The organism is Labilibaculum manganireducens, assembly GCF_002843385.1.
In the GTDB taxonomy this organism is placed as follows: Bacteria; Bacteroidota; Bacteroidia; order Bacteroidales; family Marinifilaceae; genus Labilibaculum; species Labilibaculum manganireducens.
In genome coordinates this window covers 1-16,732 of record NZ_MVDE01000055.1, presented here as the reverse complement: position 1 = coordinate 16,732, position 16,732 = coordinate 1, and the positions used below count along the sequence as shown (strand labels likewise).

The following is a 16,732-nucleotide window of genomic DNA, read 5'->3' as shown; positions in this document are numbered from 1 at the left end:
GAATACGAGGGATTATCAGCCATTGAAGTTTACTTTTACTCACAGGGAAAGACGTAAGCCATTGCCCGAAATGTAAAAAAGGCAGAATTTTATGCAGAGCTTTGCCAAAACCAGAAACCTGATCGATTGGGTGATCAAAAAGTTCTTTGAATTTTAAAAAGTAAATTTAATAGCATTAGCTAAAAGGGTAAACTATGCATTATTCAAAGCAAAAAATCCTTATGAAACACTCTGGTTTCCTAACTTACACAGCAAACAGAAGGTCCGAAACCTCTTGCGAAAAAACAAAACAATTAAATACCCATAGCTCCGGCGGCATTGTCCAATTCTATTTTATCCTTTATTTGGAACTATTCTGAGAAGTAAAAATCAGTGTTCTAAATAATGTTTTGTTAATTTTAAAAAACGAAAGGATAAAACACTTTTACGTTGTGTGCAACCCTAAAAAACCTTTCGGCGACAATTTCCTACCCGATTGACAAGACAAAAAACAAATTCCCCAACGCACAAAACAACACATTTGCAAGCCCCGACACACAAACCGACACTTTGGCTTGCAAAAGAGTTGTTTTCTTCCCACCGCACCCGCTTCGTGGATAAGTTATCGGTCAATATGAACTTCTGACCAAAATAAATTGAACCTCTGACCAAATTAAACTACTTGTAATCAGTATACATTTGTATCATTAATAATTTAAAAAAATACGCGATGAGCAAAAAAGTAGTTTTAATAACAGGTGGAACAACAGGTATTGGTAAAGCAACCGCTTTACATTTTGCTAAAAATGGTTTCAATGTAGTTGTAACAAGCAGAGATGAGAACAAAGAAGCTCTAATAATTTCTGATTTCAAACAAAGTGGTTTAGACGTAACATTCTTTCCTTTAGATGTAACTAATGAAGAACAAGTAGAATTGGTAATTTCAAAAACTGTTCAAAAATTTGGTAAATTAGATTCTATTGTAAACAATTCTGGAATTTCATTAGGTGGTGCTGTTTTAGGAGAAACAATATCAGATGATTTAAAGAAAATGCTCGACACCAATGTGATGGGGGTTTATTATGGAATGAAATATGCGATTAAAGCAATGGAAAAAACTGGTGGCGGAACAATCGTAAATTTAGCTTCAATTGCAGGTTTAAATGGTTTGTATGCAACGGCACAATACAACGCTTCAAAACATGCAGTTGTTGGGTTAACAAAGGGTGCCGCAATAGATTATGCGACAAAAGGAATCCGTATAAATGCAGTTGCACCGGGAGCTATTAAAACTGCTGTTTTTCAAAGTGCATTAGATGCTGGCACTTATCGAATAGAAGATATTGAAGGAATTCATCCAATGAACAGACTTGGCGAAGTTGAAGATATTGCTAAGGCAATTTACTTCTTGGCATCTGATGAAAATACTTTTATGACAGGGGCTGTATTAAGTATTGATGGAGGATACAATGCAAAATAATTTCGTTGAAAATTAAAATGTTTTTGCACTAAATAAAAAGCCAAGATTTATCATTAAACTGGTGAATCATAAATATTCACTAAAAAATTATATAATGAGCAAAAAAGTAGTTTTAATAACAGGAGCATCTTCGGGTATTGGCAAAACCACCGCAAAAGATTTGGCACAAAAAGGCTTCACCGTTTATGGTGTTGCAAGAAACGTAGCAAAAATGAACGACCTAAAAGAGTTTGGCGTGAACGTTCTCGAAATGGATGTTACCAACGAGCAATCAATGGTAAACGGCATTAACCAAATTTTTGAAAAAGAAGTACGTATTGATGTGTTAATTAACAATGCTGGATTTGGTTCTTATGGTTCAGTAGAAGAAGTGCCAATGAGTGAAGTAAAGTATCAAATGGAAGTAAATCTATTCGGTGCAGCAAGGGTTACGCAATTAGTTTTACCCAAAATGATTGAAAACCACTATGGTAAAATTGTAAACATTTCTTCTATCGGCGGAAAAATTGCATCGCCTCTGGGAGGTTGGTATCATGCAAGTAAATTTGCATTGGAAGCACTGAGCGATAGTTTAAGAAACGAAGTTCGCCAATTTGGGGTAGATGTAATTGTTGTTGAACCGGGCGGAATTAAAACCGAATGGGGAAGCATAGCAACCAATAACATGCTAAAAGTTTCTGGACAAGGTCGCTACAAACAAATGGCTGAAAATTTCGCCAACATGCTAAATTCAGTAGATGAAAACTCAGGTTCAGAGCCAAAACTAATTGCCGATGTTATTTATGAGGCTATTACAACCGAAGAACCCGAAACCCGATACGCAGCAGGTTTTATGGCAAAGGAATTGTTGGATATGCGTAAGAACATGTCAGATAAGGAATTTGACAATGCATCACTTAGCCAATTGGGATTTTAGATAAGGTAAAAATAAAAAATATGAATAATAAATGGTCAATTAGTGATATGCCAGACCAGAGCGGACGTGTTGTATTGATAACAGGTGCTAATAGTGGTCTTGGTCTAGCAAGTGCAATCGAGTTTGCACGCAGAAACGCACATGTAATCATGGCATGCCGTAACCCCGAGAAAGCTCAGGAAGCTGTAAAATATCTATTAAACTTGGTTCCTAATGCATCAGTAGATGTCTTAGCACTGGATTTAGGCGATTTGAAATCGATTCGTGCTTTTGCAGAAATTGTAAACGAGCGTTATGAAAAGTTAGATATTCTAATGAATAATGCTGGGGTGATGATTCCACCTTACGGTAAAACAAAAGACGGTTTTGAAACACAATTTGGAACAAATTACTTAGGCCATTTTGCACTTACGGGATTGTTGTTGCCAAAAATAATCAAAACCCCTGCAAGTCGCATTATTACGTTGAGTAGCAGTTCGTATTATTTGAATAATGGTAAAATTAATTTTGATGATTTGCAAAGTGAGAAGAAATATGGAAAGTGGAGTGCTTACGCCCAAAGTAAACTTGCTATCCTTCTCTTTATGCGTGTATTACAGCTTAAGCTTGACGACATGAACGCAGAAACGATAAGTGTAGCCAGCGACCCTGGTGCTGCTATGACTAATCTGCAAAAAATGAATAAAGGCGTAAGCCGTGGAGAAGCTAAGGGAGATTCAATAACATTGTCAGGTTCCGCTCAGTCGCATGCTATTTATCAGTTATATGCAGCCACAGCTCCAGATGTTCAGGGAGGAGAATACTTTCAGCCTCGATGGATATTGTGGGGGAGGGTAAAACTTGGCAAGCTCAATAAACGCGCTCGCAATATGGATAATGCTGTACGTTTATGGAAAATAGCGGAAGAACTTACAAATGTTCATTATTAAAATTAGGAATAATTTTAACTTGTATAACTAATACTTTGGAAATTTAATTATGATAGAATACACATTAGATTGGTACAACGGAGAAATTTTTGAAGGAAAATTCATTCTCGGGTTTGGGGTGTTTCTCCTCATTTCTGCCGTACTATTTCATATTTACGGTAATTTGCCTTCGGCAAAAGCCTTGCTAATTCCTTTAATTGTTATTGGCTTGTTTTTTACTTCGATTGGCGTTGGTGGGATATATTCAAACAGTAAAAAAGTAGCTAAGGTTGAAGAAATCTACCTACAAAATCAAGGAGAATTTGTTGATTCAGAAATCGCACGAGTAGAAGGTTTTCAATACTTATATCCGATGTCTATTGGCATAAGTTTGACTAGCTTTCTTATCGCTATCGGATTGTTATATTTTGTAAAGAATGTGCAATGGCAAGCAATTGCAATTGCGCTCATCCTTTTAGGTTCAGCCTTTGCAGCAATTGATTATTTCTCGAAAGAAAGAGCCAGAATTTATTACGAAAAATTGATTTCAGAATGAATTTATTATATTTAACAACTACAGGAAAACCTAATAGGCAATAAAAGAAAAATAAATGGAAGATAATATCCTGTTTAGTTGCGAAAAGAAAAAGAAATTTACAAGCGAACAAGTTGTACTTGAGCATACTCTGAGCTACGTTGTGTCAGGTAAAGTAGAATTACACTTTGCCAACAAAAAAGTGGTTGCCCAAAAGGGGAATGTTGCTCTTATTCGTAAGAATGAATTGGTGAAAGCTATAAAATATCCTGACGAAAACGGACTCCCTTGTAAATCAATCAATATCTTTCTAGCACAAGATGTTTTAAGAGCTTATGCCAAACTGAATAAAATTGAACAGCAGGAAAAGTATTTTGGTACATCCTTAATTGACCTAACTGGGGATAAATTCTTAAAGTCATACATTGAATCATTATTGCCTTATATTGATGAGCCCAATAAGTTTAGTTCAAAATTGGCACAGATAAAGACTATGGAAGCTATTGAACTTTTATTGACAAAGAGTACAATGAAGCAATTTTTATTTGACCTAAGCGAACCTTACAAAATTGATTTGGAAAAGTTCATCAACCAAAATTTCTTGTTCAATATTTCTATGTCAGAATTTGCTAAGCTTTCTGGTCGTAGTTTATCAACATTCAAAAGAGATTTCAAGCAAGTTTATAACGATACACCAGGAAGGTGGTTACGAAATAGGAGATTGGAAGAAGCTAAATATCTCATTACTGAAAAACAACTAAAACCAGTTGATGTGTATTATTCAGTGGGGTTTGAGAATTTTTCTCATTTTTCAAATGCTTTTAAACTTCGATTTGGTTTTAATGCATCAACACTAGCTATTTAATTGTAATACAACCAATAATAAAATGCAAAAAATTAGTGTCATAATAACAGGAGTTACAGGAATGATTGGCGAAGGCTTACTTTACCAATGCTTAAACCACGACAATATCGAAAAAGTATTAGTTATAACTCGCAAATCGAGCGGGTACAAACATCCTAAACTCACCGAAATAATTCAGAATAATTTATCTGATATTTCCAGCCTTAAAGATTCGTTATTGGACTACAACGCCTGTTTTTATTGCATTGGTTCAACATCAGTGGGTAAATCTGAATCCCAATATACTGCAGATAATTATACTCTACCTTTAAATTTTGCTACAACCCTCGCAAACATAAATCCCGATATGACTTTCTGTTATATCTCTGGTGTTGGTACTGATAGTACAGAAAAAGGACGCTCAATGTGGGCGCGGGTAAAAGGAAAAACAGAAAACGATTTAATGAAACTTCCATTTTCAGCCGTTTACAATTTTCGTCCAGCTGGTTTGATACCGTTTTTATCCCTCAAGCCAACTCAAACATATTACAAAACCTATAAATATACCAAGTGGTTAATGGTTCCACTAAAAACTATATTCCCAAGCTATATAATGGATTTACGTATTTTGACAACCGCACTTATTAATGTCGCATTAAAGGGATATTCTAAAAAAATAGTAGAACCTAAGGATTTTAAAATTATAGTGGGTAAATCGACTGAATAATGTAATTGAAATGTAACATCTGCCACCCTTCCCAGTCATACACATTGGCAATTCGCTCAAAAAGTCAACCCACAAACCAAAACTTGCCAAAGAGTATGCCTTCCCCAGTGCACGCCAACCTACCCAGACAAGTTGTAGCATATTGACAAAAAGATTATATTTACTTGACAATGAACAAAGGGCAGCACACAACACGCGGTATAAAACATTGGGGCTTAAGTAGTTATTCAAACATTCTGCCACGCATTAAGTTCGGTGTAACTGGACAGGAAAGTAGCCCGCAATCCCTAACGATTTCATACCGCCACCGTTGTGTGGAACTAAAAAACAAAAGTAGATACCCTATGGAAAAGATTTTTAGAATTGAAAAGAAGAAAAATTTGATTGTGACATCTGATTACATTGCTCTCTCGAGTAATAAATTTAAAGATTATACCGAGATGAAAAAGAAGTCTGAAATGATTTCGCAAAAGAAAGATTTTCAAATTATCAATAAGAAAGATTTATATCGAATAGTTTTCAATGAAAAGGGAAATACGATAAAGCTGAATTATGCTTCGGAAGCAGAGGTTAACGACATGATTAAATTAATTCCATCAGATAATTCAGAACTAAAAGAGCTTGCAGACTCTATAGGAAGTATATTTGAAATGGAATTAAAAAAGAAGACAGAAAATAAAGCAAAATATCTGACATTTAATTCTATTAAAATTCTGTTTGTCTGTCTATTTTCATATCTGATAGTAACTGCTTCGATAAATATGCAACATGGGACAGAATATGAGTTTTCTGGAAGACGAAAAGGTTTAAGCAAACTATTCATGTCATTTATTGACACAATAGGGCCTATTGGGACTTCGATAATTTGTGTATTAGTAATAGGATACTATAGCTTTAAGTTGATTAAAAGATATAAAAATCCAGCAATCGATTTTGAATTCAAAAAGATAATCCAGAAAACGACATAGAAAAGCTCCACACAACAAAAGCTAAATTTCATGGGCGGGGATGAGCAACTTGAAAGCTTAGTTCAACTAAGAAACACCAGCAAGCCAATAAAATTTGGTTGCTTAAAAATATAAACAAATTTAATCGGCTTGCTTCTTTAGCGGTTTAATAAGACAATTGTTTAAATCGCCCACGCAACTTAGCAAGACCGTCAGACTGTCAAAAAACCTTGATAAGTTGTTGATAAGTCAGTCTGTTTGTATTTGGCGGGTATTCAACACTTTGTTATCTTATAGTATGAGATTTATACAAGGACAAGACAGAACACAAACTCATCTTTTTCCCATCTCATTAGACCAATCAATTGCTACCGATAATGAAGTTCGATTCATTGATTTATTTGTAGATAGCCTTGATTTAAATGACTTTGGTTTTAAAGTTGATTTTGATGAAAATGGACGGCCGGCTTACCGCCCATCTGATTTACTCAAACTCTACATTTATGGGTATTTGAACAGAACCCGCTCCTCCCGGGGGTTAGAGAAAGAGTGCAAGAGAAACATAGAGGTTATGTGGTTACTCAAATGCTTAAGCCCTGACCACAATACCATCTCCAACTTTAGACGGGATAATCCCAAAGCAATTAGAAAAGTATTTCGACAAACAGTTAAGACAGCTAACTACTTTAACCTGATTGGAGGTAAACTGTTGGCTGGTGACAGCACTAAACTCAGGGCACAGAACAGCAAAAAGAACAACTTCAATCAAAAGAAAATTGACCGCCACTTAGCTTATATTGACAACAAGCTCGCTGAATATGAAAAGGCATTGGCAGAAAGTGACGGAGATGAAAAAAAGACTATTCTGAAGGAAATTGAGAAACAAACTGAGAGAAAAAAGGAGTATCAAACTATTGAGAAGCAAATCAAGCAAACAAATCAGTCTCAAATTTCTACTTCCGATCCTGACAGCCGTCAGATGATTACCCGTAATAACATTACCGAAGTAGCTTACAATATACAAACCACGGTTGATTCAAAACACTGCATTCCCATCGATTACAAAGTGACAAATGACAATGACAGCAAAGCCATGGGCAATATGCTGCAACGTGCAAAATCTATTTTACGAAGCAATCATTTCACAGCTTTATTACGATAAAGGTTACCATACCGGTTCCGAATTCGCTGTCGCGGATCGATTGGGTATTGAAACCATAGTGGCCGTACCCGGGGTGGCTGCACAAGCACCAAATCCGCAGTATAATGTAGAAAATTTCAAGTACAGCAAAGAGGAAGATTATTATACCTGTCCGCAAAACCAGCAGCTAAAAACTAACGGAAGATGGCACCAGGCCAGAACCTATCAGTTTAAACGCTACACCACCAAAGCCTGTGCAAACTGTAAGGTAAAAGATCAATGCAGTAAGGCTATCTGTGGAAAGGCAATACAACGCAGCCAGTACCAGGATCTCATTGGGATAAACAAACAACGCGTAAATCAGAATCAGAGCTATTACAAACGACGCCAAGCCATAGTTGAACATCCCTACGGAACCCTAAAACGGCAATGGGGCTTCGATCACATTGTAACAAAAAAAGGCATGGCAAGGGCAAGTGCTGATGTTGGCTTACTAATGACAGCCTACAATCTGCGCCGTTTAATCAATATAATTGGCATAAAAACCATCATAAAATGGGCTTTACAGCAATTCTCTTATTTTCTTGAATCAATGGTGCCGTTAAAGTTCAAATTAGCCCAAATAAGAACCTCAATTCTATTTCCAAATAATAGTGTTTCCATTTTTTATGTGTGCTTAAAATAGATATATTTAAAACTTAATTGAGCCTTTTGATTAGTTTTTAGACAAACTGGCGTTAGCAGCAATAATAAAATGACAGAAGTGCACAATCAATAAAAAACATAAACTATGAACTGTATTAGAAATTTTACCATCATTTTTATTTTAGGATTAATAATTTCCTCGTGTGGACAGAAACATAATCTGACAGTTGAAATTGAGGGAATAGAAAATGATACCATTTTTGTGGAATATGCACCTGTTTCTAAATTTTATGAGATGGATGAACCTTTAACGGACACAATAATTTCCACGAACGATGAATTCGTATTTGATTCTCCAAGTAATGAGCCTATTTTGACTTTTATTTTCCCGAAAAAAGGAGGATTTAAAAGAGTTGATGGTTCTCCATATTATCCTCGTCATAAATATCTTGTTCTTCTGTTAAAACCTGATGACCATATTACAGTAAAAGGTAAACTTCACGATTACTATTTGGAGTATAAAGTAAAAGGTTCAGAGTTTAATCAGGAATATAGCCAATTAAGAGAAAGGTATATACAAGAAATGTCACAGTCTGCGAAAATTGAATTGCAAATTGACACTCTAAGGTCAAACAATGGAGACAAAGAACTAATAAACAAGCTTTTCAAGGAAAGAAACGAAATTAACAATATTGCCAATAAAGAAGAATTAAAGTTTATAAGAAATAATTTGGACAAAGAATTAACTGCTTATTATCTTACACGACAAAGACTTGATACGTTAGGTAAATACTATGAAAATTTAAATGTAGAAGTTAAGAACGGCATTTTTAAAAATATGCTTGAAAGTCAATACTTAAGATTTCAAAAGTATGTAAAGGTAAGAGAAGCAGAAGAGAATATTGTAGAAGGAAAAATTGCACCAGATTTTACACTGCAAACATTATCAGGGTTAGACTTAGAACTAAACTCTATTCAAGGTAAATATTTAGTTCTTGATTTTTGGGGTAGTTGGTGTGGTTGGTGCATCAAAGGATTTCCCAAAATGAAAGAATACTACGAAAAATATAAAGACCAATTAGAAATACTTGGAATAGCCTGTAATGACACCGAAGACAAATGGAAAAAATCAGTTGAAGAAAATGAATTAAACTGGTTGCAAGTAATAAACAATAAAGACATTGAAAAGGATGTTTCTGTGATGTACGGTGTACAAGGTTATCCAACAAAAATAATTCTTGATAAGGACAAAAAGATAATAGCAAAATTTAGAGGCGAGTCCGATGATTTTTATAAAAAATTGGATGAACTGATGAGAAATTAAAGCTGCTAACATTTTGTATAAGTAATGTCAGGTGATGTAGCAAATATCAAGGGTTGTAGCCCGCTTCAACTTTTGTGTAACTTGACAGGAAATTGCCCGCAATCGGCAACTTTTCATACCGCAACCGTTGTGCCGCATGCCAAGAACCGTAGTGCAATAAAATAGGATTAAGGATAAGTGAAAAAGAAAAAAAAGATTCATAAAGATAAGAAAGGGCGTGAATTCATTAAGGAGTCTTACTTTGTTGGTGGAAAAATGAAATTTCGTAGAATTTATGTAATTGATGATATTCCAGCAGATGAATTTTATGAGAAAAATGCGACTGACTTAGATTTCTATATGAATGGAGATTATCATTTAATGAGTAGTGAGAATGAATCGAATAATCATGACACATTGCAAAACGACATAGAATCTGAGCCGTATGATAATGAGAATTTAAAGGATTTACCTTTTTAATATATTTAAAATGGTTCTGACCAAGTCTTTAATAGGATTACTAATTTGATAATTAAATAGAATATAAGATGATAGATAAGTTTTAAAAGCAAAACACTGGCAGATTTTCATGGTAACATTTGGATTACCATTTTTGATTCAAATCATTATGATGCCCATGGCAATGATGGGGAATGACCCAATGGCAATTATGAAAGTTTTTCCGATTATAATGATTCTTTTCATAGGCGGATTCTTAGGTTGGTTTTGGTCAATAGGAGTTGGATTACAAAGTAAAATTCCGAATGATGTAACGATGAAAGTAAAGAATTTTAAAACGTTTTTGATTATTCCGCTGATTTATATTTTTTGATTTCTCTTTCAATGGAAATTATGTTTAGTGGAGCATTCGGTGGCGAACAAGAGCCGAGTGGCGGATTAATTGGAGGATTGGTCGGGATTATTGTACCACTTCACCTTTTTTCAATGTTTTGCATATTTTATTGTTTGTATTTTGTGGCAAAGACATTTAAGACTGTTGAATTACAAAGGGAAGTTTCATTTTTTGATTTCGCAGGTGAGTTTTTTATGATTTGGTTCTTTCCAATTGGTATTTGGATTGTTCAACCGAAGGTTAATAAAATGATTGAGGATTAATGAAATAGAAAGCACGACGGCACAATCGAATAGCCCGCCCCGCTGGTAATCACTAGCAGGGAGAGGCTTACACACCACCAGATACTTCGCAAGCTCAGCATAAACCAAGCGTGTTTATTCACAAAATTATTTCACAATAAGGTATTCATTAAGGCTTAGCCGTACGTATACGGTCCCGAAAAATCGGGATTAAGTTATGGAATAAGGAATCACGTCTATTTGGCGTGATTTGTTTGTAGATGTCGAGCGTCGATTCATAACCGCATTTCCGCAACCTTTCCAGAGTAATGGTTGTTCTGAAAATTTAACTCCGCTGCCGCACAATTTTATCGGGTGGTAAGTAATAAAAACAATAAGTTTTAGTCGTTAAAAGTTCCCCAAACAAAAGCCTCTATTCTATTTTCAAATAAAAGAATTCTCAGATATCCACAAAAACGCTGAATATAAAACTGACTGAAGACGAGCGTTAACTGTGCAGTTACAAGGCAAAATGATAAGAAATTTAAACACACAAAAAGCAGAAACACTCGATAGTGGACATTTGCCCTTGATAAGTAAACCGAAAGAATTGAGTGAAATTTTGAATAACTTTGTAAATGAAATAAATCAGCAACTTGAAAACAGACAAGATACTACACATAAAAACAAGGACTGAATGGAGAAATTGGCTTCAGCAAAATTTCAACATAGAGAACGAAGTTTGGTTTACGCTAAAAAGTCAACCGGTGAACAACGCATTCAATACAATGATGCGGTTGAAGAAGCTCTCTGTTTTGGTTGGATTGACAGTACAAATAAAACCCTTGACAAAGACCACACAATTCAGCGGTTTACTCCCAGACAATCAAAGAGCAGTTATTCACAGCCCAATAAAGAACGGCTGAAATGGTTGGCTGAAAAAAATCTGATTCATCATTCCTTTCTTAAAACGGTTCAGGAAATTATTTCAAAAGAGTATGTTTTTCCTTTGGATATTTTAGATGAAATAAAAAAAGACAAAACAGCTTGGGAAAACTTTAGAGATTTTTCAGACTGCTACAAACGAATACGAATTGCATACATTGATAGTGCAAGAAAGCGGCCAGAAGAATTTACCAAACGACTGACAAATTTTATTCAAAAAACACAGGACAACAAACTTATTTCAGGCTTTGGAGGTATTGACAAATACTATTAACCTACACAATAACAAGTAATGCACGACAGAGCTCAAACTGAATAGCGGTTTGATTGGAAAGCAGCCTGCAAATATGCCACTGCTTATACAATTTAACGTTCACAAAATTGAAGACATCAAATAATTATGAAAATTGATCCGCTGCCGCACATTTTTATTGGGTGGTAAGTAATCAAAACAATAAGTTTTAGTAATTAAAATTGAATTACAGGTCTGCGGAGAGTTTATTTCGTTGGTTTTCTGTATAGAATGCCTGGATGTGTTTCCCAAGCGTGATTGTGGTGATGTAGTAAGCAGATGATAAAATTGTGGGGTAGTGGGGACAGTTGGAGTTAAAAGTGTCCCAAACAAGAACCTCAATTCTATTTCCAAATAAAAGGATTTTCAATTTTTATGTATCCATAAAACAGCTATATTTAAAATTGAGTTGAGCAGATTGATAAGTTTTTAGATAAACTGACGTTATAGCCACTGCTGAGAGGTTGCAATAATTCGACATTAAGAATCAAAAATGGATTTGACCAAACAACAATATGATGCAGCTAATTTGACTGGAAACATAAAAACAAATATCTAACTGCACTTGCTCTATTGATAGATTTTTACAATTAGACGATATACTATGCGAATTATGGGATAACTAATTAATATTTATTTGAATATTTAAAATAAATTTTACTTTCAGTAAAAAAAATTAAAGCTATTCTATTTTCGTTATTTTTATTGCGCATTGAACTTCAGGGGTATAGGAGATAACTAAAAAAATCGAAATATGGTTAATTTCAATTCATTGCGAAACCTACACTTTCTTTTCAAAAAGAAGAAAGACCAGCCCTGTTTGGATTCCGAAGTAAAATATCGTGAAATAGTAGAACATTCACTTGTTGGAGTATATATCATTCAGGATGATTATTTTAGATACGGTAATAAAAAATTCTGTGAGATTTTCGGATACTCATACGAGGATATTGTGGAAAAAAGAAGCCCTGCATCTTTTGCTTTCGGAAGTGATAAAAATATTGTGAAAGAAAATATTAGAAAACTAATTTCCAAAGAATCAAAATCGATGGAGTATGAGTTTCGTGGAGTAAAGAAAGACGGAAGTATAGTATGGATAAAAGCTCTTGGAAATTTAATATCCTATAAAGGAAAGCCTGCCATTAGCGGAACACTTATTGATTTTACGGATCGCAAATTGGTTGAAGAAGCATTGTATATTGGAGAGGAACGCTTCCGTGTAACTTTGGAAGCTACAGAGATTGGAAATTGGGATTGGGATGTAAAAAATGATATTTGGTATGCCTCGCCCATATATTATACGATGCTTGGATATGAGCCGGTAGCCGAACCATCGGACCGAAGGGTTTGGCTTGCCAGAATACATCCCGATGACAGGGAATATGTTCGGGCTAAAATAAAGGATGTGTTGGCTTATAAAGAAGATCGTTATATATATGAAGCCCGGATATTACACGCTGATGGAAGTTACCGATGGCTCCAGGTTATAGGTCATATTATTGAAAAAGACAACCAAGGCAGAATTAAACGTATGGTTGGCATAAGAAAGGATATTACTGACTTTAAACAGACTGAAGAAGAACTTAAAATAAGTAAAAGTCGTTTACGGGCACTAATCGATACTCTCCCCGATCTTGTTTGGGTAAAGGATCCACATGGAGTTTATTTGCAATGCAATCATCGGTTTGAGCAATTATATGGAGCTGCAGAAAAAGAAATTGTAGGAAAAACTGATTATCACTTCGTGAACAAAGAATTGGCCGACTTTTTCAGGCAAAAGGATAACGAAGCTGCTGTTGCAGGTAAACCAAGCATAAATGAGGAAGAATTGACTTTTGCCGATGGACATAAGGAAATATTAGAAACAATAAAAACACCTATATACGAGAATGATGGAACATTTATGGGTGTATTAGGAATTGGCAGGGATATTACCCAGCGTAAAAAAGCACAACAGGAATTAATCAGGAACGAAGCTTTAATTAGTGCTGCTGTTGACAATCTGCCAATTGTATTTTATTTGATAGACAAAGATGGCATCTTCAATCTTTCCATTGGGGCAGGTCTTAAAGGTCTGGGCTTGTTGCCCAATCAGGTAGTTGGGCAATCTGTTTTTGATTTATACAAAGACTCTCCCAAAACAATAGAAGCAATAAATAAAGCGTTGTCAGGTGAGTCTGCTATTTTTGAATTAAATGTTAACGAAGTACACTATTTGAGCATAGTTAATCCTATGTCAATGTCTGATAACCGGGCTGGTATTGTCGGGGTTGGGTTAGATATTACTGACCGAAAGAAAGCTGAGTCTGAATTACTAAAAGCCAAAGAAAAAGCCGAAGAAAGCGACCGGTTAAAATCAGCCTTCCTGGCCAATATGAGTCATGAAATCCGTACACCTATGAACGGTATTTTAGGCTTTGCCGGCCTGCTTAAAGAGCCGGAATTATCTGGTGAGAAACAAAAAGAGTACATTCGAATTATCGAGGAAAGTGGTGAGCGCATGCTCAACATATTAAACGACATTATTAACATTTCCAAAATAGAATCAGGAATAATTGACATTCACCTTTCCGAAACAAACATAAACAACCAGTTGCAATTTGTTTACGATTCTTTAAAACTCGATGCCTATCATAAAAAACTCAAACTCTCCTTTGTTTGTGAATTGCCTGAATATAAATCTATTACAGTCACTGATAGTGAAAAGTTCTATGGAGTACTTTCAAACCTGGTTAAAAATGCCATAAAATATACCGACAAGGGAACGGTAGAGTTTGGATATGCAGTAAAAGGAGAAAAAATGGAATTCTATGTAAAGGATACAGGGATAGGAATTCCAAAAGAAAAGGTTGAAATCATTTTTGAACGTTTTATTCAAGCTGATATTGCCGATAAAATGGCACGGCAAGGAGCAGGATTAGGATTAGCCATTTCAAAGGCTTACGTAGAAATGTTGGGTGGTAAAATCTGGGTAGATAGCGAAGAATCCAAGGGCTCAACTTTCTTTTTTACACTTCCCTGTAATATTGATATAGATAAAAAAGTCAAAATCACTGCTGTTGTTCATCCTGCTGCCGAAGAAAAGAATGTAATTCCTGAAAATTTGGGATTAAAAGTATTAATTGCCGAAGACGATAAGGCCTCTGAAATGTTAATTTCGATAGAGCTGGAGAAATTTAGCAGCGAAATACTGAAAGTAAACACGGGAACACATGCCGTTGAAACCTGCCTCAATAATCCTGACATTGATTTGGTGTTAATGGATATTCAAATGCCTGGCATGAACGGCTATAAAGCTGCCCGGGAAATAAGGGAGTTTAATAAAGAAGTAATTATTATTGCACAAACGGCTTTTGTCCTTGAAGAGGATAAGGAAAAAGCCATAGAGGCAGGTTGTAACAATTATATTTCAAAACCCATCAACCCAAATATATTATTATCATTAATTCAATCGTATTTTGCGAAATGAATCCATGTAGATTAACAATTAATCTGTTGAAAATGCAGTGTGTGGATGTGATCTGGTAGCCAGCCTCTAGGTTATTAGCTTAGCGGAAAAAGCTCTCTCACCACCCAGCGCCTGAGTGTGTTTCCTGTGCGTGATTGTGTTGATGTAGTAAGCAGATGATAAAATCGTGGGGCAGTGGGGGCTGTTAGAGTCAAAAGTGCCTCAAATAAGAACCTCAATTCTATTTCCAAATAAAAGGATTTTCAATTTTCAGATATCCATAAAACCGCTATATTTAAAATTGAATTGAGCAGTTTGATTGGTTTTTAAACAAACTGCTGTTAGCTGTAATTTGAAAAAAACGAAATATGAACAAAATACTTTTGACGATTTTTCTATTAACATTTTGTTTTTACGGGCAAGCACAAGAAAAAACAGAAGTTTTATTGTTAGGAACTTACCATTTTGGAGGAAATACTACTGATTCCGTGAAAGTAATAAATGATAATATCCTTGGAAAAAAGAAACAGAAAGAAATTGATATTGTCTTAAATAAATTGGAAAAATTTAAACCAGATGAAATTTATATAGAAAACGAACCTATTCAACAGGTATTTTGGGATAGTATTTTTACCGAATATAAAAACGGAACAGATATTAAAATAAAAAATGAACTTTTTCAAATTGCAACAAAATTAGCTGTGAAATTAAACCTCAATCACGGAGCGACTTGTGTTGATTGGCACATTAAACCAGAAAAAACTTTTGCGGAAAAAGAATATATAAAACTGTTTGATTCTATGAATAACTACTACTCGCAAAATAACATCCCCGATGACGAACCGCAATCAAAATATGAAAAAGAAATTATTCAAAAAGTAAAAGACTTTACTAAAAGTATGGCTGATTTGGAATTAATTGATGTTTATCGCAAACTAAATTCTAAAAGTTATTTAAACGAAATGTTTTACACCAATATCACATCATTTTTAGATATAGACAAGTATAATATGAATGTGTTTTGGAGTCAAAATAATATGATTAGAAATGTGAATATTTATCAAAATATAATTCAAGATATTCTGAAAACTAAACCCAAACGTGTTTTAGTTTTAATTGGAGTTGGACATATAAAAGCACTAAAGAATTATTTGGAAGTACACCCGACAATAAAAATTGTTGACACAGAAAAATATTTAGAATGAAAACTACAGCTAACAAAGAACTGAGGTGAAAAACAAGTCATTTAGACCTAATTTTTCTTTTAGAATTATTCTCAGAATCTGAAATCAGTTTTCTAAATAATGTTTTGTTAATTTTAAAAAACAAAAGGATAAAATACTTTTACTTTGTATTCAAGAGGAATAAACAACACAGCAGTAACGTAAACGTCTCCGCGTCGGCACTCCGTCAAAAAAAACACCCCGTCAAATTTTGGTTCAAATTGACGGGGTATTAAAATATCAGATATTACTCAGCCCACTTATCAGGAAGCAAGTTTCTCATTTGTTCGTTGGTCACGGTTTGGTGTTCTGCCAGATGCTGTAT

The 16,732-nt window shown here is 34.8% G+C and carries 16 protein-coding genes and 1 pseudogene; all 17 read left to right on the top strand.

The annotated features are described in order from the left end of the window. Nucleotides 1–122 (top strand): annotated as a pseudogene (locus BZG01_RS22175) (IS91 family transposase); the annotation flags it as partial. A 587-nt stretch (nt 123–709) separates the two neighbouring features. Next, a complete protein-coding gene (locus tag BZG01_RS20620) occupies nt 710–1,459 on the top strand; it encodes an SDR family NAD(P)-dependent oxidoreductase (protein WP_101311738.1) in 750 nt (249 codons plus the stop codon). A 94-nt stretch (nt 1,460–1,553) separates the two neighbouring features. Continuing rightward, nucleotides 1,554–2,375, top strand: coding sequence for an oxidoreductase (locus BZG01_RS20615; protein WP_101311737.1), 822 nt, complete (start codon nt 1,554–1,556; stop codon nt 2,373–2,375). Between the two features lie 20 nt (nt 2,376–2,395). Continuing rightward, complete coding sequence (locus tag BZG01_RS20610; RefSeq protein WP_101311736.1) at nt 2,396–3,304, top strand: oxidoreductase; 909 nt, start codon at nt 2,396–2,398, stop codon at nt 3,302–3,304. Between the two features lie 49 nt (nt 3,305–3,353). After that, nucleotides 3,354–3,839 (top strand): hypothetical protein, encoded by a 486-nt coding sequence (locus BZG01_RS20605; protein WP_101311735.1) that lies wholly within the window; start codon nt 3,354–3,356, stop codon nt 3,837–3,839. A gap of 55 nt (nt 3,840–3,894) precedes the next feature. Next, entirely contained in the window at nt 3,895–4,683 is a 789-nt protein-coding gene (locus BZG01_RS20600; protein WP_101311734.1) for a helix-turn-helix domain-containing protein, read from the top strand. A 22-nt stretch (nt 4,684–4,705) separates the two neighbouring features. Continuing rightward, nucleotides 4,706–5,389, top strand: coding sequence for an NAD-dependent epimerase/dehydratase family protein (locus BZG01_RS20595; protein ID WP_101311733.1), 684 nt, complete (start codon nt 4,706–4,708; stop codon nt 5,387–5,389). Between the two features lie 170 nt (nt 5,390–5,559). Further along, nucleotides 5,560–6,357 (top strand): hypothetical protein, encoded by a 798-nt coding sequence (locus tag BZG01_RS20590; RefSeq protein ID WP_101311732.1) that lies wholly within the window; start codon nt 5,560–5,562, stop codon nt 6,355–6,357. A 277-nt stretch (nt 6,358–6,634) separates the two neighbouring features. Beyond that, nucleotides 6,635–7,498: a transposase gene (locus BZG01_RS20585; protein ID WP_218973185.1), complete on the top strand. Its 864-nt coding sequence runs from the start codon at nt 6,635–6,637 to the stop codon at nt 7,496–7,498. Next, a complete protein-coding gene (locus BZG01_RS21820; protein WP_218973184.1) occupies nt 7,449–8,162 on the top strand; it encodes a transposase in 714 nt (237 codons plus the stop codon). The genes BZG01_RS20585 and BZG01_RS21820 overlap by 50 nt, the downstream gene beginning before the upstream one ends. A 105-nt stretch (nt 8,163–8,267) precedes the next feature. Next, complete coding sequence (locus tag BZG01_RS20580) at nt 8,268–9,446, top strand: TlpA family protein disulfide reductase (RefSeq protein ID WP_101311731.1); 1,179 nt, start codon at nt 8,268–8,270, stop codon at nt 9,444–9,446. A 177-nt stretch (nt 9,447–9,623) separates the two neighbouring features. Further along, complete coding sequence (locus tag BZG01_RS20575) at nt 9,624–9,905, top strand: hypothetical protein (RefSeq protein ID WP_245870449.1); 282 nt, start codon at nt 9,624–9,626, stop codon at nt 9,903–9,905. A gap of 109 nt (nt 9,906–10,014) precedes the next feature. Next, a complete protein-coding gene (locus tag BZG01_RS20570; RefSeq protein ID WP_101311730.1) occupies nt 10,015–10,257 on the top strand; it encodes a hypothetical protein in 243 nt (80 codons plus the stop codon). 11 nt (nt 10,258–10,268) lie between these two features. Next, entirely contained in the window at nt 10,269–10,541 is a 273-nt protein-coding gene (locus tag BZG01_RS20565; protein ID WP_101311729.1) for a hypothetical protein, read from the top strand. Between the two features lie 655 nt (nt 10,542–11,196). Next, the gene (locus tag BZG01_RS20560) at nt 11,197–11,718 is read left to right on the top strand and encodes a YdeI/OmpD-associated family protein (RefSeq protein WP_218973183.1); all 522 of its coding nucleotides are present in this window, start codon (nt 11,197–11,199) and stop codon (nt 11,716–11,718) included. A 772-nt stretch (nt 11,719–12,490) separates the two neighbouring features. After that, the gene (locus BZG01_RS20555) at nt 12,491–15,205 is read left to right on the top strand and encodes a PAS domain-containing hybrid sensor histidine kinase/response regulator (protein WP_101311728.1); all 2,715 of its coding nucleotides are present in this window, start codon (nt 12,491–12,493) and stop codon (nt 15,203–15,205) included. 347 nt (nt 15,206–15,552) lie between these two features. Next, nucleotides 15,553–16,389, top strand: coding sequence for a DUF5694 domain-containing protein (locus BZG01_RS20550; protein WP_101311727.1), 837 nt, complete (start codon nt 15,553–15,555; stop codon nt 16,387–16,389). Nucleotides 16,390–16,732 lie beyond the last annotated feature (343 nt).